Genomic DNA, 26675 nt, shown 5'->3' on the forward strand with positions numbered 1-26675 from the left:
ACTCGTGCGACTAGCATGGCTAAATCGAATCCCAATAGCAATGGCCTCCGGCAGGATCAACCGGAATGTATAACCTCCGAACCTGGTTCCCGGCTCGGAGGGGGTGTTGGCGGGTTTTGACTCGCGATGAGCCAAAACACCATTGCATGGTCTATGTGGTGTCCGGGTCAGCCAGCGATCTGGATGACACCGAACTACCACGGCTCACATCAGATTTCCTCTTACGCCGGAGCGCAGGGGGCGAAATCCTCATATCGGTGAGTCGGACGAACCGACTCTGCGAAACCGGGCCGAGTTGAACGGCCCGAATCCGCGATGCGTTCTTCGCGTCTTGACCGAACGGGCTTATACACTTAAGCACGTCGGAACGCTTCGACCGGCCGCGGAGCGGCCGACCGTCGTCCCCCACGCCGGGGGACCTTCGCATTCAACACGAATCCCGGCTTGTACTTAACCCCGTCGAACCATCGCCGCCACGTCATGCGGTTTCATTGGGATCGGTTGCCACGACGGATCGCGGACTGAAAGCGTTCGGACAGATTATTCAGGGGGCGTTCGGACGGACCGCAAAAGGCGGATCCGCTCGAACATATCTGATTTCTGTCAGTGAATGGACCGGAGATCGCGGACGGATCACGAGGACCGTCTCACGCCCGCGAAGACGAACCGGTGTTCGGATTTCGCGTCGGACGCGACCCGCGTCGTTCGGATCCCCGAAAGACGAGCGCGACATCGCGGAGGGATGGAGCGGAACCGGACGAGACGCCCGTCCTCGGCGGAGAGGTGCCGCTCGGCTCCGACTCGTCCGGTAGCCGTTCTCGGTCGCGTGCACGCGGGACGAGATATGATATCGCTGGCCGGATGATACCGCTAGATAGGTCGAGACGACAGGGCCCCGCAAGCGAACGAAAGGAAAGTAGTGAGGAACACGCCGCGAGCGAGCGGTCGTTTATACCACGGGCGTTTATAAGGGAGGGGGACGCATATAAAAGCGAACGATGACGAACCCTGCTGATTCGATCGAGATCCAGAACGTCGTTGCATCAACCGGGATCGGCCAAGAGCTCGACTTGGAAGCGCTCGCAGAGGACCTCCCGGGCGCCGATTTCAACCCGGACAACTTCCCCGGACTCGTCTACCGGACCCAGGAACCGAAAGCGGCCGCGCTCATTTTCCGGTCAGGGAAAATAGTCTGTACGGGCGCGAAGAGCATCGACGACGTGCACGAGGCGCTCGGGATCATCTTCGAGAAGCTTCGCGGGCTCCAGATCCCAGTCGAGGAGGACCCGGAGATCACGGTCCAGAACATCGTGTCGAGCGCCGACCTCGGACACAACCTCAACCTCAACGCGCTGGCGATCGGGCTCGGCTTGGAGGACGTCGAGTACGAGCCGGAGCAGTTCCCCGGGCTCGTCTATCGGATGGACGAGCCGGAGGTCGTCATCCTGTTGTTCGGCAGCGGGAAGATCGTCATCACCGGTGGGAAGCGGACGGACGACGCCGAGGAGGCCGTCGAGGAGATCGTCGAGCGGATCGAGGGACTCGGCCTCCTCGGCTAATTGCTCGCTCGATGGGATCGGCTAGATCGGATCGGCTCGATCACGCCCGGGCTCGATCGCGCCCGGACGACGACCGGTAAACCGGTGGGTCGTCGGCACCGCGGCGGCTACGCCGCGCTGTCCTCAGTCAGCACCTCCTTGACGACGCTCGGGTCCTCGAGCAGTTGGTGTTTCGTGTAGCTCCCCTCCGCGCTCCCGCCGCTGTGTTTCGACTGTTCGATGATGTCGAGGAACGCGTGTTCCTTGAGGAGGTCGCGGACGCGTCGGAGAGAGAGGCTGTCCGAGCCTTCCTGCCGGCAGATGTTCTCGTAGATCTTGTACACGTGACTGGTTCGGAAGCCGTCCTGTCGCCCGTTCGAGAGTGACAGCAGCGCGAGCGCCTGGAGGACGTACCGGGAGTGCGGCGTCGATCCGCGAATGAGTTCGCGGAAACGGTCCGTTTCGGCGCGCTGGCGCGCCTGCGTGACGAACTCCTCGCGGACGGTGGGCTCGTCGTTCCCCTGTGCGATCTCGCCGGCGTATCTGAGGATGTCGATCGCTTTCCGCGCGTCCCCGTGCTCCCGCGCCGCGAGAGCCGCGGCACGCGGAACAGTGGACGGGTCAAGCACGTCGTCGTGGAACGCGTCCGCCCGCGCCTGCATGATCTCTCGGAGCTGGTTCGCGTCGTACGGCGGGAAGACGAACTCGCGTTCACAGAGGCTGGACTTGACGCGCTCGTCCATCCGGTCTTTGTACTGGATCTTGTTGCTGATCCCGACGACGCCGAGCTTGCAGTCGGTGATCTTCCCGGCCTCGCCCGCCCGAGAGAGCTGCATCAGGATCGCGTCGTCGTCGAGCTTGTCGATCTCGTCGAGGATGATGAGCACGACGTCGTATCGCTGGTCGAGGATGCGCCAGAGCCGCTTGTAGTAGGTCGACGTCGACAGTCCCTTGTCGGGGACGTTGATCCCGGTCGCGTCGGGGTCGTTCACCCCGTCGGCGATCGTCTGTACGGCCTGCGTCTCGGTCGTGTCCTGCGCGCAGTCGACGTACGCGAAGGTGGCGTTGACGCCCTCCTCGCCGGCGGTCGAGACGAGCCGCTTCGAGACGTACTTCGCGCAGAGCGACTTCCCGGTCCCCGTCTTTCCGTAGATAAGCACGTTGCTCGGGCTCTGGCCGAAGATGGCCGGGTTGACCGCGTTCGCGAGGTCGGCGATCTCGTCGTCTCGACCGACGATCCGGCCCTCCCCGGGGAGATGACTGATCTCGAGGAGTTCCTTGTTCGCGAATATCGGGTCCTCCCGAGTGAAGAGGTCGTCCGCTGCGTCCATGGGATCGACACCGGGTTTCCGGTGAAATGCATTCCGTTTCGAGCGTGTGCCGAAGCCGGGCGATTGAGACACCGGGCGATTGAGACACACACCGTGTTTCCGGTGAAATGGGATAGACGGGTTGGGTGGTGTTCGGCGGGAGTGGGATGGAGGACCGAAGTAGGAGACGGGAGCGAAGGAGGAGACAGGAGCGAAGCGAGGATCGGAGCCATCGTGACGTTCGAATTCACCGGAAACACGGTGTTCGCCTATAACCTCTTGCCGTCGGAAACGCGGATTTCAACCCCGAAGAGCCGGATCTGACGACTTTATTTCCGGTGAAAGTCTCTCCACATTCTGTGGTGATATCTCTCCACTATTGCTGGCAATGGACTGTACTCAAAACTAGTTTATAATTCTTTATAGAAGTGATTGTGACGGATGTCAGTGAATCGGGAGATCGTCCGAAACCCTCCCCCGACCGCATCCGCCACACTCCCCGTTTCACCGGAAACCCGGTGTGTCACTCTCCTCCTTGACGGGAATCACTCTAGACCGAGCGGCCACGACGGTCGCCGGTCCCCCAGACCGTCGATTGCAACGAGCAGAGTCTCAGCGATCGGAGGGATCGGCGGCGTCCGACTGCGACGATCCGGAAGCCCCCGGATCGAGATCTCTGTGAAGGAGCGCGAGTTCGGGATCGATCCCACCGAGCGTCGAGACCTCGTAGGCGATGCGGTACGAACGCGTGAGAACCTGTACCGGCAACAGGAGAACGAGTACGGTCACAACCCCCACAAGCGCCGTGATCGCGAGCGCCGCCATCCCGGCCGTGGTCCCGACTAGCGCACCGAGCCCGCCGAGCGCGGCGGCCACGAGCAGGAGCACGAGGCCGCCGACCGTAGCCACGAGCGCGAACGCGAACGCGGCCGCGACCCCCGCGACGACCGAGAGTCCCAGCGAGACGACGACGTGGACGAGGAGATACACCAGTAGTTCCGTCCACTCCGCGCGAGGAGTGTCCCAGAATCGACTCCACCCCCCGAGGACACCGGTCTCCTCGACGATCATCGTCGGCACGACGAACTCGTAGGTGAAGCGGAGCGCGAGGACCGCGACCGCGACGAGTACCGCGCCGAGGAACCCCAGAATGATCGTCGTACCGACCGACAGCGAACCGAACGTTCCGGCGAGCGCGTCGACCGGCTCCCACCCGATCGGAGCGTCCGCGGCGACCGCGACGAGAACCGCGAGCGCAACGGGCGCCGCCGCCGCGACGCTGAGCACCGCGGTGAACAGGAACAGCCCGAGCGACTGACGGAGCCGCGCGAGGAACGGCCGCCAGATCCGGACCTCGTTCGTGCGGAGGGCGTCGTAGAAGACCAGCCGCAGCGACAGCGAGGCGATCGAGAGAGCGACGACCAGCAGGACGATCCCGACGGCGACGACCGCGAACGTCCCCGAATCGACTGCCCCGACGATCCCCTCAGGGGTCACGGCGCCGGGATCGACTCCACCGGCGCCCGGACCGACGCCACCGGAGCCCGGACCGACGCCGCCGAAGACCGAATCGATCTCCTGAGGCGACGTCACGCCGGCGTCGGAGACGACGGAAACGGGGACGTTCGCGCTCGCGCCGCCGCCGCCCATCAGGAGCACGAGGAGGGCGAGCTTCGTCCAGCGAACCAGGCTGAACGGGAACAGAAACCGACGCGTGGCGTCGACCGCGTCGTCGAGGGCGTCGATGGCGTGCCAGCTCATGTCCGGCGGTTCTCACGGATCGCTTATATAATACGTTGAAGAAGCGGGTCGGGGCGTCGCACTTGGTCCGACCGCAGCCCTTTACGCCGGACGGTGCGAGGCTACGAGTATGAAAGTCCGCGGCGAACGGGAGTGCCGAGAATGCGGCGTCCGGTGGTCGTACTACGAGACGGGAAGCGTCGAGTGCCCGGACTGCGGGAGCCTCCGGAGCGTCGGCGTCGACGACCGCACGGCCCACACCGACGCGCCCGCGTCGCTCGACCTCACCCCCCATCGCACCCGGTTCGGAGACGCGAGCGGGACGCTTCCCACGGAGGGCGTCGACGAGCTCAAATCGGACCTCCGCGAGTACGTCCGCAAGCGCGGGTTCGTTCGCGGCGGAGAGCTGCTCCCGCTAGACACCACGTACCTCGCGGCCCGAGAGCTCCTGGAGGCGGTCGACTGCTACGACCGGCTCCGCGATCCCGCCGACGCCGACCGCGAGTACCTCCTCGGTCTGCTCGCCGGAGCCGACGACGGCGACCGCCCCGCGACGGAGAACGTCCCCGAGCGGCTCCGCGAGGCGCGCGGAATGGCGGCGGCGCGCGCGGTCGACGAGTACCGGAGCGATCTCCTCGCGTTCCTCGACGAACTCGACTCCGGGACAGACGACGAACCCGACTCCGGGACAGACGACGAACCCGACTCCGGGGCAGAAACCGGCACCGAGGCAGACGCGCCAACGGTCAGGGTCGCCGGCGGCGACCCGCAGTCACGGATCGCTCCGGCCAGAGAACTTCTGGGACGCCTCCGCGACCGAGCGAAGCGCGTCGAGGCGCTCAACGGTGACGTTCCAGCGGCGGACGCCGACGCGCTCGTCGACGCCGCCGACGCGCTCGGCGAGTACGTCCGGACCGGCGAGGACACCGCGATCGAACGGGCTCGGTCGCTACTGGCCGAACGGAACGTCTGAGGGACGAACGAGACGTCTGAGAGCCGAACGGGACGCCTGAGTGCTGAACGGAACGTCTGATCGACGTCGGACACGTCGGAATCACCCATGATACTCGCGGGGGCACATTCAACCTCCGCCTCGCCGACCCCCAACCATGTCGCGGTTCGACGTCCACGATCACCGCCACGCGCTGAAACAGCTCAGAGACACCGGCTCGACGGGACTCTGGGAGAACCGAAAGGACGTCCCGTGCCCCGTCTGTGACGACCCGTTCGATCGGCTGTTCACGACGCGAGAGGCGGGAACGACGTTCCCCGAGAACGACGGGGCTCGATTCTGTCTCCTCCGCGACGACGACGCGATCCACCTGTTCCGGCACTGACCGCCCGTCCGGCCGAAATCCGGTGTGACGGGACCCCGACGCTCAGTCGTTCGCGCGACGGAATGCCGACGCTCAGTCGCTCGCGACCGGATCGACGTCGTGTTCCGGCTCGTCGATGTACCGCTCGGTCCAGGTCCCCCGGGCGAACCACGCGACACCGATGATCGCGCCGAGGACGTTCCCGAGCGCCATCCCGACCCAGATCCCGGTCTCGCCCCACCCGGCCACGAAGACGAGGTAGCCGACGCTGGCGACCCGACCGACCCAGAGGGTGAGAATCGATATGACCATCGCGGTCTTCGTGTTGCCGGCGCCGCGGAACGCCCCGAGGATCACCTGCGAGACGCCGATGAAGGCGAACTCCACCGAGCGGATCCGGACGTACTCGACCGCGTAGCCCACCGTCGCGGGCGCGTCCGGCACGTCGCCGAGGAAGACCCCGACGATCGGTTCCGTGAACGTCACCGCGACGACGGCGACGAGGAACATCACGCCCGCCCCGGTCGTGGCAGCGATCTTCACCGACCGCCCCGCGCGGTCCGCCCGGTCCGCGCCGAGGTTCTGCCCCACCATCGTGTCGATCGCGCGCCCGAGCCCCATCGCGGGGAGGAAGACGAGCGAGATGAGCCGGTTCCCGAGGCCGTACGCCGCCACCACCGGCGGCGAGAACGTGACCACCATCGCCGTGAGGGTGATCATCGCGAGCGCGCTGGTCGTCTGCTCGACGCTGGAGGGGAGCCCGAGACGGAAGATGTCGCGGATGAACCCGATGTCCGGAGCGAGGTGGCTCACCGAAACCGCCGGACCCAACTCGGTGCCGAACAGCAGCCAGATGCCGATCGCGGTGGCGACCCCTCGCGAGAAGATCGTCGCTATCGCGGCACCCTCGATCCCGTAGCCCGTGAATCCGGTGAGCGCGAACAGCGAGGCCTCCAGCGCGACCGGGTCGACGGCGCCGATCATCGGGACCCCCGCGAGCCACTCGAACAGCGGGTTGTCCGCGAACCCGAAGATGAGGAACGGGTCGAGGAACACGTTCAGGACGACGGAGACGAGCATCACCGCCATCGGCGTCCGAGTGTCGCCGTAGCCGCGCATCAGCGCGGAGAAGACGAAGAAGCCGAACATCAGCGGGATGCCGGCGAAGATGACTTCCATGTAGTCGGCCGCCAGCGGGATGACCGTCGCCGCCGTGGCGGGGTCGCTCGGGAGGAGCTCCAGGGCCGGCCGCGTGTAAAAGTACCCCGCGACCCCGATGAACACCGACAGCACGGAGACCGTGAAGATGGTCTGTCCCGCGACCAGCCCCGCCGACCGGTCGCCGTCGGCCCCCGTGTACTGCGCCACGAGGATGGCGCCCGCGGTGGTGAATCCGCCGGCGACGGCGATGAGCAGGAAGATCAGCGGGAACGCGAGGCTGATCGCCCCGACGGCCTCCGCCGACAGCCGACCGAGATAGAGCGTGTCGACGACGTTGTACATCACCTGCAGCAACTGGATGACGACGATGGGCCACGCCAGGCTGAACAGCGGCCGCACCAGGCTTCCCTCGGTGATCGACTCCTCGGGAACGCGTTCGTCGCCGTCGTCGCCGTCGTCGCCGCCGGAACCGTCGTCATCGGGGAGATCGTCGTCGTGAGAACCGTTTCCGTCGACCCCGGGCGGGGAATCCGGTCGGTCCTCGGAGGGCTCGTCGCTCACTGATTTATAAGTGAACGGCTCCGTCAATCAGGCTTCCGATTCCGGCGGCCTGCGTGGCACGACGGTCTCAGACCCCGTCTCCCCCAGTCGCGCGGTCGTTCTCCGGAGCGTCGCCGACGAGGCCCGTACCGCCCGCCCGATCGCCTTCGGGATCGTCGGCCGGAGAATCGTCGCCCCGGGAGCCACCGGCCGGGGAGTCGCCGTCGGCCGTCCGACCGTCCCGCGCGCCGTCGTCGTCCGGCTTGTCGCCCGCCCGCTCGCCCGGCGGGCGTCCGTCCTCCGGACTTCCAACCCGCGCGACGCCGGAGGTGTCGTCGAAGACGAGGTGGCGGTGGGGGTACGCCATCTCGACGTCGGCGTCGGTGAGACGCTCGCGGATGCGCGTGTTCACGTCCGACTGTACCTTCGCGAGCTTGTACGGCTTCTTCACCCAGTACCGGAGCCGGAGCAGGATGCCGTCGTCGCCGAACTCGTGGAGGCGACAGTCGGGGCTGGCGGTGTAGCGCGCGACGCCGACCCGAATGTCGGGACCGCCGTTGATCACCGCGTCGCAGTCGCGGGCCGCCCGCTCGATCAGCCGGCGACCCTCGGAGATGTCGCTCTCGTAGGTGACGAGCACGTCGATAGTCCGCCGCGTTCGCTCGTCCTCGGCCGAGAAGTTGGTCACGTCGCGCTCGCGCATCGTCCCGTTGGGAACGACGAGGAAAGTGTTATCGAGCGTGAATATCTTCGTGTACCGGATCGTGATGTCCTCGACGAACCCCGTCGTCCCGTTCTCCAACTCGATCATGTCGCCGATCTCGAACGGCTGGTCCGCGAGGATGAACACGCCGTTGATGAAGTTCCCGACGAGCGGGGCGAGAATGATGCCGATCACGGCCGAGAACACCGCCGTCCCGACGAGCAGATCGGTGAACTGGAATCCGGCGGCCCTGAGCCCGAACAGCAGCGCGATGACGACCGTCCCGACTCGGACCCCCCGGACGATCGTCTGTGCGACGCTCTGTCTCGACACCCGCCGAGCCACCGGACGGCCGATGAGCCGAACGAGGAACTTCGAGAGGAGCGCCCCCAGCGCGACCGACAGAATCACTACCAACAGTCGCGAGCCGGGAAGCGACCCCAGCCGCGAGACGGCGTTCGTCACCGGATCGAGGACCTGTCCCACCGCGGGGCCGAGGACCCGTCCAAGCGCCGGATCGAGGGCGGTCCCCGAGACCGATGCCGCGCCCGCGGACTGTGCCATAGCCAATCCGGCGTCGCCCACCGGAAAAAGGGTTTCTCCCTCCGGGCGGAGTCGGGACGATGTTAGGGGAGGCAGAGTCAAGACCGCGTTCGGGAATTCGAGGTCGCGAACTGGGTAACCACTATCACCCCGCCGAGCGAACCCGGTACCATGTCCGAGACCCCGCCCGCCAACCCGTCTTTCAGTGTCGCGCACGACTCCACGCCGAGCGACGTTCTCGTCGCCGGCTTCTCGTCGTACGGCCTCGCCGGACTGACCGCCGTGGACTACTTGGTCGACGACCTCGACCTCGAGGAGACCGGACACGTCCGGATCGAGGGGCTACCGTCGATCACCCCGTTCGCGAAGGGGCGGCCGCGCCACCCGATCCGGCTGTACTCGGCGGACGACGTCGACGTCACCGTGCTCGTGGCCGAGCAGTTCGTTCCGCCCGCGCTCGGGAAGCTGCTCTCGTCGGCGATCCTCGACTGGACGGAGGGCGCCGGCGTCTCGGAGATTGCGGTGTTGGCCGGCGTTCCGATCCCGCACGGCCCGGACGCCCACCGGACCTTCTACGTCGCGACGGACGACTACCGCGAGGCGCGGCTCGCGGACGAGACGGTCCCGCCGATGGAGGCGGGCTTTCTGGACGGGACGAACGCCTCGCTGCTCGAACGGGGGATGGACTCGCCGCTCGGCGTCGGCGTGTTCATCACGCCGGTCCACGCGCAGGCGCCGGACGTGGAGGCCGCGGTGCGGCTCGTGGACACGGTCGACGACACCTACGACCTCGGCGTCGATTCCGAGCCGCTGGCGTCGTTCGCAGAGGAGATCCGCAGACACTACGAGGGGCTCGCCGAACGGATGGAAGAGCGCGAGCCGGAGGGAGGGTACGACCGGATGTACATGTGAGGGCGACTCGGGTCAGCGGATCGCGCCGAGGGATCCGACTCTGAAAACGCGTGCAACTCGGCTCATAGTAAAAACCTATATCCGAGGGGCGTGTCAGCCTGGACATGACCGACGACCTCCGCGACACGCTCGACCACGTCGGGGACAGATTCAACCTCGGCGAGTACGAAATCGACGCCTACCTCGCGGTGTTGGAACACGGCGAACTGACCGCGAGCGACATCGCCGATCGAACCGACATCCCGCAGCCGCGCGTGTACGACACGGTCCGGAGCCTCTCGGACCGCGGGCTGGTGGAACTGCGCGAATCGCGGCCGATGAAGATCGTCGCCGTCGACCCGGACGACGCGTTCGGCGACCTCCGGTCGTCGTTCGCCGAGATGGTCGACGAGCTCGAGGCGCGGTACACCGCGCCGACCCGCGAGACCGAGGCCGTCTCGCTCGTGAAGTCGCGATCGACGATCCTCCGGTACCTGGAGGAGGTCATCGCGGGCGCGGAGTACGAGCTCGCGCTCTCGCTCACCCCCGGCCTGCTGCGTCGCTTCCGCGACGACCTCGCGGCGAAGGTGGCCGCCGGCGTCAGCGTCGAGCTCCTCGTCACGCCCGCGTCGAAGGCGCCGGACCCGGACGAGTTCGACTACCTCGAGGTCGCCACGATCGCCCGGGCACGACGCGGGATCACCACGCCGATCCTCGCGGTCGCCGACGGGGAGTACTCCGTCTACGCCACGCAGGATGCGCTCCGCGACGACCGCGAGCGCTACGGCGTCATCTTCAACCGTTCCGCGCTCGGCTTCCTCGTCTCGGGTTTCTTCGGCACCGTGCTGTGGACGACGGCCGAGACGCTCGCGACCGACGGGGGCGCGCGCCCGTTCCCGCGCCGCTACGCGTCGATCCGCCGGGCTGTCAAGGACGTCAAGGAGTTCGGCGACGAGGAGTTCTACGCCACCGTCGAGGGGCGCGACATCGAGACGGGCGAGTCCGTCACCGTCCGCGGCCGCGTCGTCGACCTCGCGTTCGAGGAGTCCGAGGAGGTCGCCTCGCTGGTGGTCGAAACGACCACCGGGCGCGTCGAGATCGGCGGCCGCGTCGCCGCGCTTGAAGACGTCGAGGGGCAGGAGATCGTCATCGGCCGCGACGAGCCGCCGGCGCTGTAGGGCGGCCGGCCGGTTCCGCTCGAGCGTCCGACGCCGCGCAGTCGCCCCGATTTATTACTCGGGCGACCCCCGGACGGGTATGGAGTACACGACGCTCGGCGACACCGGAACGACCGTGAGCGAGCTCGCGCTCGGCTGCATGAGCTTCGGGAGCGAGCACGAGTGGATGCTCGACGAGGATGAGGGACGCGAGCTCGTCGAGCGCGCGATCGAGCTCGGGATCACGTTCTTCGACACCGCGAACGTCTACTCGAACGGCGAGAGCGAGGCGATCCTCGGCGACGTGCTCGCCGAGTACGACCGCGACCGGTTCACCGTCGCCACCAAGGTGTACGGCGAGATGGACGAGTCGAACCCGAACTCGAGCGGGCTCTCGCGGAAGGCGATCGAACAGGAGCTCCAACACAGTCTCGACCGGCTCGGCATGGACACGATCGACCTCTACCAGATCCACCGCTGGGACTACGACACGCCGATCGAGGAGACGCTGGCGACGCTCGACGACGCCGTCCGCCGCGGCGACGTGCGATACGTCGGCGCCTCCTCGATGTGGGCCCACCAGTTCGCCGAGGCGCTCCACGCGAGCGACCGCGAGGGGTACGAGCGGTTCGTCACCATGCAGAACCTCTACAACCTCGCGTACCGCGAGGAGGAGCGCGAGATGGTCCCGCTGTGCGAGAGAGAGAACGTCGGTATGATCCCGTGGAGCCCGGTCGGCGCCGGCTACCTCGCGCGCCCGTACGAGCGCGACGACGCCACGACTCGCGGGGAACACGAGACCGCGCTCGGGCGCCCGTACCGCGAGGGCGGCGGCGAGGAGATCAATCGCCGCGTTCAACAGCTAGCCGACGAGAAGGGCGTGAAGATGGCCCAGATCGCGCTCCGCTGGGTGGCCGGGAAGGACGTCGTCGACGCCCCCATCGTCGGGACGTCAAGCGTCGAACACCTGGAGGACGCGGTCGAGGCCCTCGACGTCGACCTCTCGGAGTCGGACGTCGAGTGGCTGGAGGAACCGTACGAGCCCGTCCGTATCTCCGGGCACGAGTAGGTCTCGACGGGTGCGGTCGATTTTCCCACCACGGCGTCCCCGATCTCACCCCTGTGTCAGCGTAACACACTTAACAGATCGCTCTGTAGTAGGAGTCAGTGGCATCCCGACAGGGCGGGCCGGGAGACGCGGAGTCGTCCCGACCCGGATCGACGGAGCGTCGGACCGCGTCCACGACCGCGCCGGCGGGGTCTCGCCGGCGGACGGCGAGGACGGATTCCCTCCCGTTCGACCCCGAGACGGGCGGCTCGCGGCGCCGCGACCCCGCACCGGACCGGCGGTCGGCGGTCGCGCGAACCGCGGAGGACCCGCCGATCCGCGACCCCGGGCTGTACGCGCTGACCGATCACTTCCGCGAGCGACTCGAACAGCCGGGGCGCTACGTGTCGACTCGCACCGTGAGCGACGCGATCCGCCGCGGCCAGCTCCGCTGGAACCGGACGGACGGCTGGCGGTTCGCCCTCGTCGAGGGCGGGATCCGGTTCGTCGTCGTCGTCGGCGACACGGAGACCAACTCCCCCGTCGTCGTCACCGGCTGGACCGAGGTGGCCGACCGCGACGCCGCGCTCGACGCCCGCCGGTGGGATCCCGTCGACGTCGACACCATCGCCGTGCGGGCGGCGCTCAGCGAATCCGCCTCGACGCCGATTCCGGACCGGATCCGCCCGAGGACCGTGACCCGGCCGTTCGTCGTCGGCGACCATCGCCTGAAGACCGAACCGGGCGAACCGTACGTCAGGTGCGCCGACTGCGGCTGCCGGTTCCGCTCGAAGGACGCGATAACCTCCCGCGGCTGTCACGGTCGCTCCGGTCGGTAGCCGCCGGCCCGTAACCGACCGCGGCCCGCGGACGCTACCCATTTCAGCGTCGCGGTCGAACCAGACTCAATGACCGACGACGCCGGCGACGCCGCCGGAAACGACTCCGGGGCTAGCGACGATCCGGCCGACGACGGCCCGCCGGACGAAGACCTCTCGCTCGACCGCTTCCACGAGGCGCTCGAAGCCGAGGAGCGCCCGATCGCGACCGCCAGCGAGGTCGCCCGCCGGCTCGGCACGACGCAGTCGGCCGCCCGCGACGCGCTGGCGGCGCTCGTCGACCGCGGCGACGTAGATCGGCTCGACGTCGAGAGCGACCCGGTCGTCTTCTACCCGACCGACTGGGGACGGCTGGCGAGCCGCGAGCGCGTCGTCGCGTTCCCGAACCGCCGCGAGATCGTCGTCGACCGCCCGACGCAGTACACCCGCGCGCGGCTCTCGCAGTTCGCGCACCTCGTCGACACCACCGGCACGGAGCCCGGCACCCGCGGGTACCTCTACCGGATCCGCCAGGAGGACGTGTGGGCCGCGCCGTTTGACGACGCCGACGCGCTTATCGCGAGCCTCCGGTCGGTGCTCCCGCGCCGGTTCGACCACCTCGAGGAGTGGATCCGCGACCAGTGGCGCCGCGCGCACCGCTTCCGCTTGTACACTCACGAGGACGACTACGTCGTCTTGGCGGCCGCCTCCGAGAGCCTGATGGGCAACGTCGCGGACCAGCACCTCGACGACGACCACCTCCGGGCGCCCATCTCCGAGACTGAGGCGTGGGTGAACGAGGGCGCCGTCGCCGAGATCAAACGCGCCCTCTACGACGCGGGCTACCCGGTCGAGGACGACCGCGACCTCGACGTGGGCGACCCGGTCGACGTCGAGCTCACCACCGACCTCCGCCCGTATCAGGAGACGTGGGTGGAGACGTTCCTCGAACGCCGCTCCGGCGTCTACGTCGGCCCGCCGGGCTCCGGGAAGACCGTCGCCGCCATCGCGACCGTCGCCGCCGTCGGCGGCGAGACCCTCATCCTGGTCCCCTCGCGCGAGCTCGCCGGCCAGTGGCGCGAGGAGCTGCTCGAACACTCAACGGTCGATCCGAACGACATCGGGCTGTACCACGGCGGGCGAAAGGAGATCCGACCGATCACGATCGCGACCTACCAGATCGCCGGAATGGACCGGCACCGGAGCCTGTTCGACTCCCGGAAGTGGGGGCTGATCTGCTTCGACGAGTGTCACCACGTTACCGCCCCGGTGTATAGCCGCACGGCAGAGCTTCAGAGCAAACACCGACTCGGCCTCTCCGCCACGCCGGTCCGCGAGACCGGCAGCGAGGAGGAGATCTACACGCTGATCGGCCAACCCATCGGCGCCGACTGGGACGAGCTGTTCGAGGCCGGGTTCGTCCAAGAGCCGGAAGTCGAGATCCGGTACGTCCCGTGGCGCGACGAGATGGCGCAGAACGAATACGCGAGCGCCGACGGCCGCGAACGACGGCGGCTCGCCGCCGAGAACCCCGCGAAGATCGAGGAGATCCGGTACCTGCTCGCGGCCCACCGCGACAAGAAGGCGCTCGTCTTCATCGAGTTCCTCGATCAGGGCGAGGCGATCGCCGATGCGCTCGACGTCCCGTTCATCAGCGGCGAGACCCCGCACCGCGAGCGCACGGAGCTGTTCCGGCGGTTCCGCGAGGAGGGGGGCGGAGACCGGAAACAAGCCGGTTCGGACGGCGAGGACATCGACACCCTCGTCGTGTCCCGCGTCGGCGACGAGGGGATCGACCTCCCGAACGCCGAGGTCGCCATCGTCGCCAGCGGGCTCGGCGGCTCTCGCCGGCAGGGCTCCCAGCGCGCCGGTCGGACGATGCGTCCCGCCGGCTCCGCGCTCGTCTACGTGCTCGCCACGCGCGGGTCCAGCGAGGAGGAGTTCGCGCAGCGCCAGATGCGACACCTCGCGCGCAAGGGCGTGCGGGTGCGCGAGACGAACGTCGCGGAGTAGGTCGCGGCGGAATCGGTCGCGACGGAGGAGGAGAACCGTACGCCGAATCACTCCAGCGCGTCGCGGAGCACCCTCGCACCTCGTTCAATCGACGCGATCGGGTCCGCGGGCTCGTCGTGCTCGTAGACGAGCCACTCCGCGTCCGCTCGCCGAGCGCTCGCGACGACCGCGTCGAGGTCCACGTCGCCCTCGCCGAGCGCGACCGATTCGCCGCGATCGACGTCGACGTCCGCGGCGTGGACGCGCGTGATCCGGTCGGCGTGGCGGTTGATCAACGCGGCGGGGTCCGCGCCGCCGGCCAGCGCCCAGCCGGCGTCGACCTCGAAGCCGACCCGATCGTCGGTCCGATCGATCAGCCGCTCAAACGCGGGCGCTCCGTCGACGGTCGCGAACTCCTGGTCGTGGTTGTGGTACGCGAGCCGGACGCCCTCGGCGCCGAGGGCCGCCGCGAGGTCGTCGAGCCGCGTCGCGACCGCGTCGACCGCGGCCGCGCTCTCGAACTGCTCCGGGTCGAACCACGGGACGACGAGCGTGTCGACGCCGAGTCGGTCGTAGCGGTCGACGGTCTCGTCGAACTCGTCTTCCAACGCCTCGGCCGGAGTGGCTTCCAGCGCCTCGATCGGGACGTGCGCGGACGCCGCGTCCAGACCGTTCCGGTCGAGCGCCGCGAGCACCTCCTCGGTCGGCGACTCGCGCACCCGGTAGGCGAACTCCACCCCGTCGTAGCCGACCTCGCCCACGCGGTCGAGCAGGTCCGGGAGCGGCGCGTCGAGCGAGCGCAGCGTGTACAGCTGGACCGCGATGTCGACCATATCAGCCGTCTCTCGCCGAGCGACGTATCGGTTCGGATGCCTCGCGGCCGCGACGATACCGATCGGCCGGCGTCCCCGGCCCCGCCGAAGCTTTCAACACCCGCTCAGTCGACTGCGCGGTATGGACACTCCCGACTCCCCGGGCGGTACGGATCCGGGCGCCGCCGACGCCCCGATCGTCGCCGAAGCGGTCGTCGACCAGATGCTCGACCGCGGGGTCGACGTCGCCTTCGGGATCCCCGGGAAGCAGACGCTCCCGCTCAACCGGGCGCTCGCCGACCGCGACGCGCGGTTCGTCGTCGCGCGCCACGAGACGGCCGTCACCCACCAGGCATGGGGGTACGCCGAGACGAGCGAGCCGGGCGCGATGGCGGCGTCGGTCGTCGTCCCCGGCCCGGGCGACATGAACGCGATGAACGGGCTGAAGAACGCCCTGAACGACTGCGTCCCCCTCCTCCACCTCGCCGTCGAGACCGAGCGCGAGGTGCGCGGCGGTGACGGGATCCACGAGACGCCGCCCGAGACGTACGACACGGTGGTCAAGGAGAACGTCCTCGTCGACTCCCCCGCGGGCGCGGTCCCCGCCGTTGCCGACGCGATCCGCGTCGCCCGCGAGCACCCGCAGGGGCCCGTCCGCGTGGGAATCCCGAAGGACGTCCTCGCGAGCCGGACGCCCCAGCCCGCGATCGGGGACCAGTCACCGAGCGCGCCGCCGGCCCCGCCCGCCGAGGCCGTCGACCGCGCCGCGGAACTGCTCGCGGCGGCCGACGCGCCCGTGGTCCTCGCGGGCGGCGGCGTGCGGCGCGCCGGCGCGAGCGACGCGCTCCGATCGGTCGCGGAGTCGCTCGACGCGCCCGTGGTGACCACGTATAAGGGGAAGGGGACGCTGCCGGAGGACCACCCGCTCTCCGCCGGCGTCCTCTGCGGCGGGTCGAGCGCGGCACTCCGCGACCTACTCGCCGACGGCGACGTCGGGCTCGTCGTCGGCTCCGACCTCGACGCGGTCGCGACCGCCTCGTGGTCGGTCCGGATGCCGGACCGGCTCGTCCACGTCACCCTCGACGGCAACGACGTCGGGTTCGGCTACGAGACCGACCTCGGGGTCGTCGCCGACGCGGACGCGTTCCTCCGGGCGCTCGGGGACCGCTTCGCCGGGGACGAGGGAGCCGATCCGTCGACACCGGCGGCTGAGGACGGCGCCGAGCGCGCCCGAGCGGTCAGGTCGGCCGACGAGGAGCGGTTCGCGGCGCTCGACGACGACCGCGCCCCCGACGGGCCGCTCCGCTCGGTCGAAGTCCTGCGGGAGGTCCGCGAAGCGCTCCCCGAGGAGACGGTCGTCACGGCGGACGCGGGCGGCTTCCGGCTCTGGACGCTCGTCTCCTTCCCGGCGGCGGGCCCCCGCTCGTACGTCAACCCCGGCTCGTGGGCGACGATGGGGACGGGCCTCCCGTCGGCGATCGGCGCGAAGCTCGCGAATCCCGACCGCGACGTCGTCGCGCTCACCGGTGACGGCGGGCTCATGATGTGCGTGCACGAACTGCACACGCTCGCCGCCGAAGACGTCGACGTGACGGTCGTCGCGCTCAACAACGACGACTACGCGATCATCAGCGAGGAGGCGTCGCGCTCGTACGGCTTCCCCGAGGGCGCCTACGGGTGGGAAGACGCCGGCCTCGATCTCGTGAGCGTCGCGTCCGGGATGGGCGTCCCCGCGGAGCGCGTGACCGACCGAGACGCGGTCGGGGACGCGGTCGACGCGGCCCGGCGACGCGACGGCCCCGCGCTCGTCGAGGTCGTCACGGACCCCGCGGAGCCGCAGGCGAGCGAGTGGATGACGCGGGACCTGTGAGCGAAGAGACGGGACGACGCGGAACGGGTGAGAGAAATCGCCGGTGCGTCGGCGTCTCGCGTCGGTATCGTCTGCGTAACCCGGAACGTGAACCTTAACAACTTTCGTTGTGAATCGCGCCTATGACTCACGCGAACGACGTCGCCGTCGGCATCGTCGGACTCGGCGGGATCGGACACCACCACGCGACGAAGCTGACCGAGCGCGACGCGAACCTCGTCGGCGGCATGGACATCGACGCCGACGCCCGGCGTCGGTTCCACGAGGAGTTCGGCGTCCACGCGTACGAGGACGAGGCGGCCCTCTACGAGGAGTGCGACGCGGTCCTGATCACGACGCCGAACCGGTTCCACGAGGAGTACGCGGTGTCGGCGCTGGAGGCCGGACTCGACGTGCTCTTAGAGAAGCCGCTCGCGCACACGGTCGAGAGCGCGGAGCGCATCGCGGCGGCCGCCCGCGACGCCGAGGGGTTCTGCATGGTCGGGTTCAACAACCGGTTCGCGGAGCCGGTGCAGGTGATCAAGGGGTATCAGGACGAGGGACGGTTCGGCGAGACGACCCACGTCGAGGCGAACTACGTCCGCCGCCGCGGGGTCCCCGGCCGCGGCTCGTGGTTCACGTCGGGCGACGTCGCCGGCGGCGGGGCGCTCATCGACATCGGCGTCCACGCCATCGACCTGGCGCTGTACTTCCTCGACCACCCGGAGGTCGTCGAGGTGTCGGGCGAGACGCGCACCGAGTTCGGGAACCGCGACGACTACGCGTTCGTCCACATGTGGGGCGACGACAACGGCGCCGACGGGTTCGACGTCGAGGACTCGGCGTCGGCGTTCATCCGCGACGCCGACGGCAACACGGTATCGCTGGAGGTCGCGTGGGCGACGAACCGACCGACGAACGACGAGTTCGTGATCCGGGGGACGGAGGCGGGCGCGACGTTCGACCGCGGCAGCGACGAGCTCGCGATCCACGAGGCGCGGAGCTTCGACGGCGACCAGCACCACTTCTCCGACGCCGAGGTCGAGACCCGTGAGGGCGACAGCCACGCCGCCGAGCAGGCGACGTTCCTCGAGGCGGTCGCCGCGGGCGAGGCGCCCGCGATCAACACGGTCGACGAGGCGCTCTCCGTCCAGCGCGTCATCGACGCGATCTACCGATCCTCGGAGCGCGGCGAGGCCGTCCGCCTGGACTGAGCGGGCGGTCGGACGGGCTGCCGGGTCGCCGCGCCGACCGCTCCCGCTATCCGAACCTATTCGGTCCTCCGGTCCCTCCTCGGAACCAATCCGTGACACGCGACGCCGGCCCGACCCCTCCCTCCGAACGCATCGTCAGCCTCGACGCGCTTAGAGGATTCGCCCTCCTCGGCATCCTCGTCATCAACGTCTGGGTGTTCGCGATGCCCGAGGCGTCGCTGCTGAACCCCACCGTCTACGCCGACGCCGCCGTCTACGGCGACTTCACCGGCGCGAACTACTGGGCGTGGTTCGCCGGCCACGTGTTCGCGCAGTCGAAGCTCATCACCCTGTTCTCGGCGCTGTTCGGCGCCGGAGTCCTGCTGTTCGTCGAGAGCAAAGAGGAGAAGGGCCAGGACGCGGTCCGGCTCCACTACCGGCGGACCGCGGTGCTCATCGCGATCGGACTCGTGCACGCGTACCTGCTGTGGTACGGCGACATCCTCGTCGCCTACGGCTTCACCGGCCTGTTCCTCATCACGGTCCGCGACATGGAGGCGAAACGGCTCGCGGCGCTCGGCGGGCTCTTCCTGCTGTTCGTTCCCGCCACGGAGCTGTTTGCCGCGGTCAGCATCGGCGGCGACGCGATCGCGGCGCAGTGGGCGCCGAGCGAAGCCGCGCTGCGCCAGGAGGTGGCGACCTACCGAGGCGGCTGGCTCGAACAGATGGACCACCGTGTTCAGTCCTCCTTCGAGCGACAGACGACCGGGTTCATCGGGTCCAGCTTCTGGCGCGTCGGCGGCGTGATGCTGCTCGGGATGGCGCTGTACCGCTGGGGCGCGCTGACCGGGGAGCGCTCGGCGAGATTTTATAAACGGCTCGTCGGCGGCGGGGTCGTCGGCGTCGCGATCGTCGTCGCCGGCGTCGCCTACATCGAGGCGAACGACTGGAGCGCGGGCGCGGCGCTGTACTGGCGACAGTTCAACTACTGGGGGAGCCTCCTCGTCGCCGGCGGCTACCTCGGGCTCGTCATGCTGTACGCGAAGCGGCGCCCCGAGGGTCCGATGACGAGGACCTTCGCCGCGGTCGGCCGGACCGCGTTCACGAACTACCTCCTCCAGACCGTGCTCGCGACCTCGATCTTCTACGGTCACGGACTCGGCCTGTTCGGCTCCGTGACCCGCGTCGAGCAGTACGGGATCGTCCTCGCGATCTGGGTCGTCCAGGTCGTGTTGTCCGTGGTGTGGCTCAAGTACTATCGGTTCGGCCCCGTCGAGTGGGTCTGGCGGACGCTGACGTACGGCGAACGACAGCCGATGCGAAACCCGGAGTGATCGAGCTATGAGGAGCGTCTCTTCGTCGATTTACCTGCAGTTCGTTCTGTTACTGCCTGCGACACGGTGAGCACCGCCAAAGCCCCGACCGCTCGCTTATAAATAGTTACCGAGAGATCGCCAGCGAACACCTCCAAAGCCCCAGCCGCGAGGGCTCGCGTGACTCGCTGTCGTTCGAGACGCCAAAGGCGTCTCGTGATGACGAGAGAGCGGAGCTCTCTCGAACCACGGTCCTCGGTCGCTCGTTTCACTCGCTCCCTGCGGTCCTTGCGTCGTCATGCGTCGCCCTCGCGGCTGCCCCTTTGAGTCCCGCCCCGCACCGCTCCGCAACCGCACCTCACGCCTCCCCAGCCTCGCCGCGGCCGCCGGTGGCGGCCGCGGGCTCCCGCGCGCGTGCTCCTCGGCCGCGAGGCGGCCTCACAGGCACGCGCCACCGCACACTCGATTTTAAAATGTCCCCGCTTACGCCTCGTCGACGACCCGATTCGACAGCGTCCCGACGCCCTCGTAGGTGATCTCGACGCGCTCGCCGGGCTCGACGAGCCCCGGGTTCGCCGGGCTGCCGAAGGCGACGCAGTCGCCGGGCTCGAACGTGAACCGCTCGGAGAGGTACGAGACGATCTCGTGGGGGCCGAACAGCATCAGCTCGGTGTTCGCGTCCTGGCGCTGTTCCCCGCCGACCGTCGTCGAGATGTCGAGGTTCGTCGGGTCGACGTCGGTCTCGATCCACGGGCCGAGGGGCGCGGAGCCGTCGAACGCCTTACGCGCGGTCCGGCCCTGCTGATCGAGCGCGTCGACGTCGTTCATGACCGTGTAGCCGCGGACGACGTCGGGGACCTCCTCGGGGTCGAGGTCCCGACAGCGCTCGTCGATGACGGCGACCAGCTCGCCGGCGTACGTCAGCTCGTCGGTCCACTCGGGGTACGCGATCGACTCGCCGTGCGCGAGCAGGCTCGCCGGCGGCTTGATGAAGAAGTCGGGTTCCTCCGGCCGCTCGTACTCCATCTGGTCGAGCGTCTCGACGTAGTTCCGCCCGACGCAGTAGAGCGCGCTCGGGTCGCACGGCGGGAGGAGCCGCCCGTCGCGGCCGACCTCGTAGCGGCCGTCGTCGGCGACGATCGTCCCGTCCTCGTAGCGTCCGGAGACCGGTCCGTCCGGCGTGAGCAGGCGTGCGAGTCGCATGGCGGCACGTCCACGCGGGGGCGTCGAAAAGGCGTCGGTCCCGGTCGGTCGTCGTCGCGCTTCGTCGCAGTCAATGGTAGTCCCGCTCAGCCGCGATCAGTCGTCGTCGCGCTCGCCCGCTGTCCCGATCACGACCCCCGACCGGATCTCCAGCGCGGTCTCGTACTCCTCGCGCCGCGTCCGTCCCGACCCCGCGCGCTCGACCGCCGTCTCGTGGGCGCGTGCGACGGCGTCGCGCTCGCGGTCAGTGAGTCCCAGCCGCTCCCCCACGTCCTCCCAGTGATCGGGCTCGACGAGGAACGTCTCGCGGTCCGGCTCGGCGGCGATGCGCTCGTACCGCCGGCGGTAGTCGTCGATCCGCGGGCCGAGGTCCGCCTGCACGCGGGCGAGGAGGGCGGGGAGCCGCTCGGCGGGGACGCTGGCGAGCGCCGCCGTCTTCACGAGGGCGGGGCCGTCGATCGGGTAGTCGCCGTCCGGCGACGCCGACTCCGCACCCGGCGTCTCCGCGCCCGACGACTCCTCGTCGCCGGCCATCAGCCGCCGGCCCGCATCGCCTTCTGCCTGTACTTCGGGAGGAGCTCCGCCAGCACTTCCGGATCGCCGACGAACTCGGCGGTCACCTCTGTGAGCTCGATCGCGGCCGCGGCCGTCACCTTCTCGGCGCTGAGCGCGACGCGCCACCCGTCGCCGTCGACGCGAGTCGCCTCCGCCGGGTCGTCCGTGCCGACGAGCTCCCCGCCGAGGTTGACGAGGTAGTGGGCCGCGAGCCGCCGCGAGATACCGCGGTACGCGACCGTCTCGCGCTCCCATCCCTCCTCCGCGGTCGGGAGGCCGTCGCCGGGGTGGCCGTCGTCGCCCGTGTCGCTTCCCTCTCCCGCGTCGCCGTCGGCTCTCGTCTCGCCGTCCGCGGTCATGCGCCACCCGCGACCGGCGGGAACACCGAGAGGCGGTCGCCGTCCTCCAAGCTCGTCTCCAATCCCTCGAGGTGGAGCACCTCGCGACCGTTCTTCAGCACGTTGATCTGCGGGGCGAGGCCGCCGTCGACGATCAGGCGACCGCTCATCCCCTCGTACTCGCCCTCCAGCTCCCGCAACACGTCCCCGACGCTCGAGCCGTCCGCGAACTCCGCCTCGACGATCTTCCCGCCGGCGGCCTCACGAAACGTCGCGAAGAACCGCAGTTCCAGTTCCATACCGGTGTATCAAGGCCCCACGGCTTAAAAACGGGCGGCTGCGGGGATCGATGCGGGGCCGACCGGATCGACCACAACGAAAAACGGCGGGTCTCTCGCGGCGAAAAACGGCGGTTCGCCTACAGATCCGAGAGCCGGATCCCGTCCTCGACGAGCCGGAAGTTGCGCTCGCGGCCCAGCTCGTCGCCGAGCCACTCGTGTTCGTACAGCTGACCGATCAGCTCCACGTAGAGGTTGCGCCACGCGATGGCGTAGATCGGCGACTGCCCCCACGCCCGCAGTTCGGGGACGAACTCGTGGTACGTGCTCGCCTGTTCCTCCATGCGCTCGACCGCGTCGGCGACGACCTCGGCCGCCTCCGCGGGCTCGGCGTCCTCGATCTCCTCGTTGATCCGCGACTGAATGCCGGCGATGGCGCGCCGCATGTCCTGTTCGGCGGTGCCGTCCTCCTCGGGGAGCGACTCGACGACCCCTCGGGGCACGCCGAGCTCTATCTCTGGCATGTCCGGGACTCCGGACGGGACGGTCAAAAACCCACCCGACTCACGGCGTCGGCGCGGCCTTCTGGAGGGCCGTCTCCGCGATGTTGCCGCCGTAGTCGGCCGACCGGAGCACGGAGTCGACCACGAGGCCGAGCAGCTGAGCGCGCGCGGGGTCCAGGTCGCGGAGGAGCTCGTCGATCGCGCGGACCCGCTCGTCGATCGCCCTGACGCCGGTTCGGGCGTCGTTCGCCAGCCGCGTCGCCTCGTCGCTATCGTCGGCGAACAGCGCGTCCATCGCGGTGTCGATCACCTCGACCGCGTCGCCGTGGAGGTCGCTGACCGCCTCGACGACCTCGTCTGGGAGGGGCTCGTCGATGCTGAGCGTCAGGTGGCCGATCTTCGTCGCGTGGTCGCCGATCCGCTCCAGCTGGCGGGCGCTGGAGTGGTAGTCGAAACACTCCTCGCGCGGGAGCCCGAGCTCCTCGGCCGCCTTCGGCGTGCGCAGCGTCGCCCGGAAGATCCGGGAGACGACGAGCCACAGCCGGTCGAGGTCGTCGTCGCGACCGATCACGTCGCGGGCGAGGTCGTGGTCGAGCTCGGAGAGGGCGGCGATGGCGTCCTCCAGCATCGACAGCGAGATCAGCCGCATCCGGGTGACGGCGTTGTGGATCGACAGCTCGGAGGAGTCGAGCAGGTCCTGGATGACGACCCGGTCGCGGGTCTCCTCTAACACCTCCAGCCCGACGAGGCCCTGGACGGCCTCGCGGATCGCGGAGCGCTGCTCCGTGGTGATCTCGGCGCCCTCCAGTTCGATCACGTCGAACCCGCTGACGTACATCGTCGTCACCGCGCGGGTGAGCGCCTGTCCCGTGAGGTCGGTGACGTCGAGGGTGCCGCGGGTCCGCTCCTCCTCCGACCGCGGCGTGAGGAACAGCGAGTCGCCGTCCGGGAAGAACTCGATCTCGGTGCCGGCCTCCACGTCGTTCTCGGTCGCCCACGTCTTCGGGATCGAGACCGTGTACGTCGAGCCGCCGGTGACCTGCACCTTCCTCGTTTCCATGCTCCACTATCGCACACGCGCTCCCTTAAGTTTATTCAAAATATATACTATCGTCCCGTTGCCAGTAGACCGTTTCAAACGGTTTTCGCACGTCTCTACTACCGAGTAACGGCTATGGGAAAAGCGTAAGACGCGGCAACAGCCTGATTTATATAGGCCTATATATTTCTTTAGGGACGCTCTCGCTCGCCAGGTTTTCTCGGCTTCGACGCGGCCGAATCCGGCGACCGGATCCCTGCCGCGCCGTCCCACGGTGACGGGAGTTGAGAAGAGTTAAATCGGATGCGGCACAAGCGGAAATTGCGCTCGGTTGGTGTAGTCCGGCCAATCATGTTGGCCTTTCGACGGATGCGGCGCGACGGTGCGCCGGTTCGGAAGTCAGCCGACGACCAGGGTTCAAATCCCTGACCGAGCACTTCTCGCGAACCCACACAGCGAGCAGCGGTGCCGTCGTCTCGTCCCCGCCTCCGAAGGGGAAGAATCACGGCGCTCGCCGACGACGCTCCGGTATGACCGAGCAGTCCGACGACGACGCGACGGTACGCGACGGCGACCGTTCTCGCTTCGAGACCCGCGCGATCCACGCGGGACAGGAGCCCGATCCCGAGACCGGCGCGCTGATGACGCCGATCCACGCGAACTCCACCTATAAGCAGGACGCGCCGGGCGACCACCGCGGCTACGAGTACAGCCGGACCGGAAACCCGACCCGGACCGACCTGGAGGCGAACCTCGCGTCGCTGGAGTCGGGGAGCCACGCGCGCTGTTTCTCCTCGGGGATGGGGGCGATCAACACCGTGTTGAACCTGCTGTCCGCGGGCGACCACGTCGTCGCCGGCGACGACGTGTACGGCGGCACCCACCGCATCCTCACGCAGGTGTACGACGAGTACGACGTCGACACGACGTTCGTCGACACCACCGACCACGACGCGGTCAGGGACGCGGTGCGCGAGGAGACGGAGCTGGTGTGGGTGGAGACGCCGACGAACCCCCTGATGAACGTCAACGACATCGGCGCGCTCGCGGAGATCGCCCACGCCAACGACGCGCTCTGCGCGGTCGACAACACGTTCGCGACGCCGTACCTCCAACGCCCGCTCGAACACGGCGCGGACGTCGTCTGCCAGTCGCTCACGAAGTACCTCGGCGGCCACTCCGACACGATCGGCGGCGCGCTGATCGTCGACGACGAGGGGCTCGACGAGCGGCTCGGCTTCTACCAGAACTCGGTGGGCGCGACTCCGGGCCCGTTCGACTCCTTCCTCGTCCTCCGCGGGACGAAGACGCTCCCGGTGCGGATGGACCGCCACTGCGAGAACGCCATGGCGCTCGCCGAGTGGCTGGAGTCCCACGACGACGTGAGCCGCGTCTACTACCCGGGGCTGGAGAGCCACCCGGACCACGAGCTCGCGGCCGAGCAGATGGACGCCTTCGGCGGCATGCTCTCCTTCGAGTTCGACGGGACGCTCGACCAGGCGTCGACCGTCGTGAGCGAGACCGAGGTGTTCACGCTCGCGGAGTCGCTCGGCGGCGTCGAGAGCCTCATCGAACAGCCGGCCGCGATGACCCACGCCGCGATCCCGCGCGAGGAGCGCCTCGCGGCCGGGCTCACGGACGGGCTCATCCGCGTCTCAGTCGGTCTCGAACACGTCGACGACATGAAGGCCGACCTGCAGGCCGCGTTCGACGCGGCGCTGGAGTGAGCGAGGGCGAGCCGTCGGGTCCGTCTCGCGTCGGCCGCCGCTCCCCGCGCCGAATCCGGCACCCTTCGCCGCACGGGCACCCTTTATAAGGGTCGCGCCGAGTGGCGTCGCCATGAGCGATCCAGACGTCCTCGTGCTGCGACAGACGATCCACGGATCCGACGCGTCGGACCTCGTCGCGTCGCTCCGCGAGCGACTCCCCGACCGCGAGATCGCGCTGGCGCGGACGCCGGCGGAGGAGCGCGAGCTGATCGCGAACGCCCGCGCCGCCGTGGGGCTCCACATCGACGAGGAGCTGCTGGCCGCCGCCGAGGAGCTCGAGCTGTTCGCCTGCGTGTTCGCCGGAACCGGGCACCTGCCGCGCGACGCGCTTGCGGACCGCGGCGTCGCCGTGACGAACGCCTCGGGCGTCCACGGCCCGAACATCGCCGAGTACGTCGTCGGGTCGATGATCACTCACGCCCGACAGTGGCCGCGCGCGCACCGACAGAAGGCGGAGCGGGAGTGGCGCACCTACGAGACGACCGAGGTGTACGGCTCGACGGTCGCCGTCGTCGGGCTCGGCGCCATCGGGCAGACGGTGCTCGACCGGCTGGCGTCGTTCGAGGTCGACACCGTCGGCGTCCGCTACTCCCCGGAGAAGGGCGGGCCGGCCGACGCGGTGTACGGCTTCGACGAGTTCCACGAGGCGATCGCCGACGCGGAGTACGTGGTGCTCGCGTGCCCGCTCACCGAGACGACGCGGGGGCTCGTCGACGAGGAGGCGCTGAAGACGATGCGCTCCGACGCCGTCCTGATCAACATCGCGCGCGGCCCTATCGTCGACACCGACGCGCTCGTCTCCTCGCTCCGAAACAGCCGGATCCGCGGGGCCGCGCTCGACGTGACCGACCCCGAGCCGCTCCCCGAGGATCACCCCCTGTGGGGGCTGGGCAACGTCACGATCACTCCGCACAACGCGGGTCACACCCCGTACTACTACGACCGCGTCGCCGACATCCTCGCCGGAAACCTCGATCGGCTCGAGGGCGGCGAGGAGCTTGAGAATCGGGTGGTGTGACCGCGCGCGGGAGCGCGCCCAGGTCAGCGTAAAGCGCGCCGACGAGGC

Annotated in this window: 24 protein-coding genes, 1 tRNA gene and 1 rRNA gene; 14 read left to right on the plus strand and 12 right to left on the minus strand. The window is 68.9% G+C overall.

Going from position 1 to position 26675, the window contains the following annotated elements; genetic code table 11:
* A 16S ribosomal RNA gene (locus FGM06_RS00005) occupies positions 1 to 67 on the minus strand; the annotation flags it as partial.
* Positions 68 to 998: 931 nt separating this feature from the next.
* On the opposite strand from FGM06_RS00005, the gene FGM06_RS00010 reads away from it, so the two are divergent.
* Entirely contained in the window at positions 999 to 1559 is a 561-nt protein-coding gene (locus FGM06_RS00010; RefSeq protein WP_015910251.1) for a TATA-box-binding protein, read from the plus strand.
* A gap of 107 nt (positions 1560 to 1666) precedes the next feature.
* Here FGM06_RS00010 and FGM06_RS00015 read toward each other — a convergent pair whose 3' ends face one another.
* Positions 1667 to 2869 carry a Cdc6/Cdc18 family protein gene (locus FGM06_RS00015; protein WP_144796250.1) on the minus strand — a complete coding sequence of 401 codons (1203 nt, stop codon included), beginning with the start codon at positions 2867 to 2869 and terminating at the stop codon, positions 1667 to 1669.
* A 591-nt stretch (positions 2870 to 3460) separates the two neighbouring features.
* Positions 3461 to 4609: a DUF7544 domain-containing protein gene (locus FGM06_RS00020; RefSeq protein ID WP_144796251.1), complete on the minus strand. Its 1149-nt coding sequence runs from the start codon at positions 4607 to 4609 to the stop codon at positions 3461 to 3463.
* A 109-nt stretch (positions 4610 to 4718) separates the two neighbouring features.
* Between FGM06_RS00020 and FGM06_RS00025 the strand changes: the two genes are divergently transcribed.
* On the plus strand, positions 4719 to 5561 hold the full coding sequence (locus tag FGM06_RS00025) for a DUF7117 family protein (RefSeq protein ID WP_144796252.1): 843 nt from the start codon (positions 4719 to 4721) through the stop codon (positions 5559 to 5561).
* A gap of 136 nt (positions 5562 to 5697) precedes the next feature.
* On the plus strand, positions 5698 to 5925 hold the full coding sequence (locus tag FGM06_RS00030; RefSeq protein WP_144796253.1) for a DUF7385 family protein: 228 nt from the start codon (positions 5698 to 5700) through the stop codon (positions 5923 to 5925).
* A 72-nt stretch (positions 5926 to 5997) separates the two neighbouring features.
* On the opposite strand, the gene FGM06_RS00035 is transcribed toward FGM06_RS00030, so the two are convergent.
* Both FGM06_RS00035 and FGM06_RS00040 read right to left on the minus strand, forming a co-directional pair.
* Complete coding sequence (locus tag FGM06_RS00035; protein ID WP_144796254.1) at positions 5998 to 7626, minus strand: MATE family efflux transporter; 1629 nt, start codon at positions 7624 to 7626, stop codon at positions 5998 to 6000.
* A 67-nt stretch (positions 7627 to 7693) separates the two neighbouring features.
* Positions 7694 to 8893 (minus strand): mechanosensitive ion channel family protein, encoded by a 1200-nt coding sequence (locus tag FGM06_RS00040; protein ID WP_394348603.1) that lies wholly within the window; start codon positions 8891 to 8893, stop codon positions 7694 to 7696.
* Positions 8894 to 9022: 129 nt separating this feature from the next.
* Between FGM06_RS00040 and FGM06_RS00045 the strand changes: the two genes are divergently transcribed.
* The 5 genes from FGM06_RS00045 (at position 9023) to FGM06_RS00065 (ending at position 14778) form a co-directional block, all read left to right on the plus strand.
* On the plus strand, positions 9023 to 9763 hold the full coding sequence (locus FGM06_RS00045; protein ID WP_144796255.1) for a proteasome assembly chaperone family protein: 741 nt from the start codon (positions 9023 to 9025) through the stop codon (positions 9761 to 9763).
* 104 nt (positions 9764 to 9867) lie between these two features.
* The gene (trmB, locus tag FGM06_RS00050; protein ID WP_144796256.1) at positions 9868 to 10920 is read left to right on the plus strand and encodes an HTH-type sugar sensing transcriptional regulator TrmB; all 1053 of its coding nucleotides are present in this window, start codon (positions 9868 to 9870) and stop codon (positions 10918 to 10920) included.
* A gap of 79 nt (positions 10921 to 10999) precedes the next feature.
* The gene (locus tag FGM06_RS00055) at positions 11000 to 11968 is read left to right on the plus strand and encodes an aldo/keto reductase (RefSeq protein WP_144796257.1); all 969 of its coding nucleotides are present in this window, start codon (positions 11000 to 11002) and stop codon (positions 11966 to 11968) included.
* 98 nt (positions 11969 to 12066) lie between these two features.
* Positions 12067 to 12786: a hypothetical protein gene (locus tag FGM06_RS00060; RefSeq protein ID WP_186310932.1), complete on the plus strand. Its 720-nt coding sequence runs from the start codon at positions 12067 to 12069 to the stop codon at positions 12784 to 12786.
* A 69-nt stretch (positions 12787 to 12855) separates the two neighbouring features.
* The gene (locus FGM06_RS00065; protein WP_144796258.1) at positions 12856 to 14778 is read left to right on the plus strand and encodes a DEAD/DEAH box helicase family protein; all 1923 of its coding nucleotides are present in this window, start codon (positions 12856 to 12858) and stop codon (positions 14776 to 14778) included.
* Between the two features lie 47 nt (positions 14779 to 14825).
* Here the strand turns inward: FGM06_RS00065 and FGM06_RS00070 are convergent, their stop codons facing one another.
* Positions 14826 to 15590: a sugar phosphate isomerase/epimerase family protein gene (locus FGM06_RS00070; protein WP_144796260.1), complete on the minus strand. Its 765-nt coding sequence runs from the start codon at positions 15588 to 15590 to the stop codon at positions 14826 to 14828.
* A gap of 121 nt (positions 15591 to 15711) precedes the next feature.
* Here FGM06_RS00070 and FGM06_RS00075 point away from each other — a divergent pair, with 121 nt between their 5' ends.
* The 3 genes from FGM06_RS00075 (at position 15712) to FGM06_RS00085 (ending at position 19945) form a co-directional block, all read left to right on the plus strand.
* Positions 15712 to 17439: a thiamine pyrophosphate-binding protein gene (locus FGM06_RS00075; RefSeq protein ID WP_144796262.1), complete on the plus strand. Its 1728-nt coding sequence runs from the start codon at positions 15712 to 15714 to the stop codon at positions 17437 to 17439.
* Positions 17440 to 17561: 122 nt separating this feature from the next.
* Complete coding sequence (locus FGM06_RS00080; protein WP_144796264.1) at positions 17562 to 18632, plus strand: Gfo/Idh/MocA family protein; 1071 nt, start codon at positions 17562 to 17564, stop codon at positions 18630 to 18632.
* Between the two features lie 92 nt (positions 18633 to 18724).
* The gene (locus tag FGM06_RS00085; protein ID WP_144796266.1) at positions 18725 to 19945 is read left to right on the plus strand and encodes a DUF418 domain-containing protein; all 1221 of its coding nucleotides are present in this window, start codon (positions 18725 to 18727) and stop codon (positions 19943 to 19945) included.
* A 462-nt stretch (positions 19946 to 20407) separates the two neighbouring features.
* Here the strand turns inward: FGM06_RS00085 and FGM06_RS00090 are convergent, their stop codons facing one another.
* From FGM06_RS00090 to FGM06_RS00115, 6 genes are all read right to left on the minus strand, one after another.
* Positions 20408 to 21127, minus strand: a complete 720-nt coding sequence (locus tag FGM06_RS00090) for a fumarylacetoacetate hydrolase family protein (protein WP_144796268.1) — start codon at positions 21125 to 21127, stop codon at positions 20408 to 20410.
* A 96-nt stretch (positions 21128 to 21223) separates the two neighbouring features.
* Positions 21224 to 21661: a hypothetical protein gene (locus FGM06_RS00095; protein ID WP_241662502.1), complete on the minus strand. Its 438-nt coding sequence runs from the start codon at positions 21659 to 21661 to the stop codon at positions 21224 to 21226.
* Entirely contained in the window at positions 21661 to 22041 is a 381-nt protein-coding gene (locus FGM06_RS00100) for a hypothetical protein (RefSeq protein ID WP_144796270.1), read from the minus strand. The genes FGM06_RS00095 and FGM06_RS00100 overlap by 1 nt, the downstream gene beginning before the upstream one ends.
* The gene (locus FGM06_RS00105) at positions 22038 to 22319 is read right to left on the minus strand and encodes a ubiquitin-like small modifier protein 1 (protein ID WP_144796272.1); all 282 of its coding nucleotides are present in this window, start codon (positions 22317 to 22319) and stop codon (positions 22038 to 22040) included. The genes FGM06_RS00100 and FGM06_RS00105 overlap by 4 nt, the downstream gene beginning before the upstream one ends.
* 119 nt (positions 22320 to 22438) lie before the next feature.
* Complete coding sequence (locus FGM06_RS00110; protein ID WP_144796274.1) at positions 22439 to 22822, minus strand: hypothetical protein; 384 nt, start codon at positions 22820 to 22822, stop codon at positions 22439 to 22441.
* Between the two features lie 40 nt (positions 22823 to 22862).
* Positions 22863 to 23861, minus strand: a complete 999-nt coding sequence (locus FGM06_RS00115) for a phosphate signaling complex PhoU family protein (protein WP_144796276.1) — start codon at positions 23859 to 23861, stop codon at positions 22863 to 22865.
* A gap of 304 nt (positions 23862 to 24165) precedes the next feature.
* Here FGM06_RS00115 and FGM06_RS00120 point away from each other — a divergent pair.
* The 3 genes from FGM06_RS00120 (at position 24166) to FGM06_RS00130 (ending at position 26627) form a co-directional block, all read left to right on the plus strand.
* Positions 24166 to 24276, plus strand: a tRNA-Glu gene (locus FGM06_RS00120).
* Positions 24277 to 24370: 94 nt separating this feature from the next.
* The gene (locus tag FGM06_RS00125; protein WP_144796278.1) at positions 24371 to 25567 is read left to right on the plus strand and encodes a cystathionine gamma-synthase; all 1197 of its coding nucleotides are present in this window, start codon (positions 24371 to 24373) and stop codon (positions 25565 to 25567) included.
* A gap of 112 nt (positions 25568 to 25679) precedes the next feature.
* Complete coding sequence (locus FGM06_RS00130; RefSeq protein WP_144796280.1) at positions 25680 to 26627, plus strand: D-2-hydroxyacid dehydrogenase; 948 nt, start codon at positions 25680 to 25682, stop codon at positions 26625 to 26627.
* Positions 26628 to 26675: the final 48 nt, after the last annotated feature.

This window comes from Halorubrum depositum (genome assembly GCF_007671725.1).
GTDB lineage: Archaea > Halobacteriota > Halobacteria > Halobacteriales > Haloferacaceae > Halorubrum > Halorubrum depositum.

Excerpts from the sequence above, each read along its gene's own strand:
- FGM06_RS00115 (WP_144796276.1), bottom strand. The coding sequence starts at position 23,861 with ATGGAAACGAGGAAGGTGCAGGTCACCGGCGGCTCGACGTACACGGTC.
- FGM06_RS00025 (WP_144796252.1), top strand. The coding sequence starts at position 4,719 with ATGAAAGTCCGCGGCGAACGGGAGTGCCGAGAATGCGGCGTCCGGTGG.
- FGM06_RS00105 (WP_144796272.1), bottom strand. The coding sequence starts at position 22,319 with ATGGAACTGGAACTGCGGTTCTTCGCGACGTTTCGTGAGGCCGCCGGC.
- FGM06_RS00055 (WP_144796257.1), top strand. The coding sequence starts at position 11,000 with ATGGAGTACACGACGCTCGGCGACACCGGAACGACCGTGAGCGAGCTC.
- FGM06_RS00045 (WP_144796255.1), top strand. The coding sequence starts at position 9,023 with ATGTCCGAGACCCCGCCCGCCAACCCGTCTTTCAGTGTCGCGCACGAC.
- FGM06_RS00020 (WP_144796251.1), bottom strand. The coding sequence starts at position 4,609 with ATGAGCTGGCACGCCATCGACGCCCTCGACGACGCGGTCGACGCCACG.
- FGM06_RS00015 (WP_144796250.1), bottom strand. The coding sequence starts at position 2,869 with ATGGACGCAGCGGACGACCTCTTCACTCGGGAGGACCCGATATTCGCG.
- FGM06_RS00070 (WP_144796260.1), bottom strand. The coding sequence starts at position 15,590 with ATGGTCGACATCGCGGTCCAGCTGTACACGCTGCGCTCGCTCGACGCG.
- FGM06_RS00125 (WP_144796278.1), top strand. The coding sequence starts at position 24,371 with ATGACCGAGCAGTCCGACGACGACGCGACGGTACGCGACGGCGACCGT.
- FGM06_RS00130 (WP_144796280.1), top strand. The coding sequence starts at position 25,680 with ATGAGCGATCCAGACGTCCTCGTGCTGCGACAGACGATCCACGGATCC.
- FGM06_RS00080 (WP_144796264.1), top strand. The coding sequence starts at position 17,562 with ATGACTCACGCGAACGACGTCGCCGTCGGCATCGTCGGACTCGGCGGG.
- FGM06_RS00090 (WP_144796268.1), bottom strand. The coding sequence starts at position 21,127 with ATGCGACTCGCACGCCTGCTCACGCCGGACGGACCGGTCTCCGGACGC.
- FGM06_RS00075 (WP_144796262.1), top strand. The coding sequence starts at position 15,712 with ATGGACACTCCCGACTCCCCGGGCGGTACGGATCCGGGCGCCGCCGAC.
- FGM06_RS00065 (WP_144796258.1), top strand. The coding sequence starts at position 12,856 with ATGACCGACGACGCCGGCGACGCCGCCGGAAACGACTCCGGGGCTAGC.
- trmB (WP_144796256.1), top strand. The coding sequence starts at position 9,868 with ATGACCGACGACCTCCGCGACACGCTCGACCACGTCGGGGACAGATTC.
- FGM06_RS00100 (WP_144796270.1), bottom strand. The coding sequence starts at position 22,041 with ATGACCGCGGACGGCGAGACGAGAGCCGACGGCGACGCGGGAGAGGGA.
- FGM06_RS00030 (WP_144796253.1), top strand. The coding sequence starts at position 5,698 with ATGTCGCGGTTCGACGTCCACGATCACCGCCACGCGCTGAAACAGCTC.
- FGM06_RS00095 (WP_241662502.1), bottom strand. The coding sequence starts at position 21,661 with ATGGCCGGCGACGAGGAGTCGTCGGGCGCGGAGACGCCGGGTGCGGAG.
- FGM06_RS00110 (WP_144796274.1), bottom strand. The coding sequence starts at position 22,822 with ATGCCAGAGATAGAGCTCGGCGTGCCCCGAGGGGTCGTCGAGTCGCTC.
- FGM06_RS00010 (WP_015910251.1), top strand. The coding sequence starts at position 999 with ATGACGAACCCTGCTGATTCGATCGAGATCCAGAACGTCGTTGCATCA.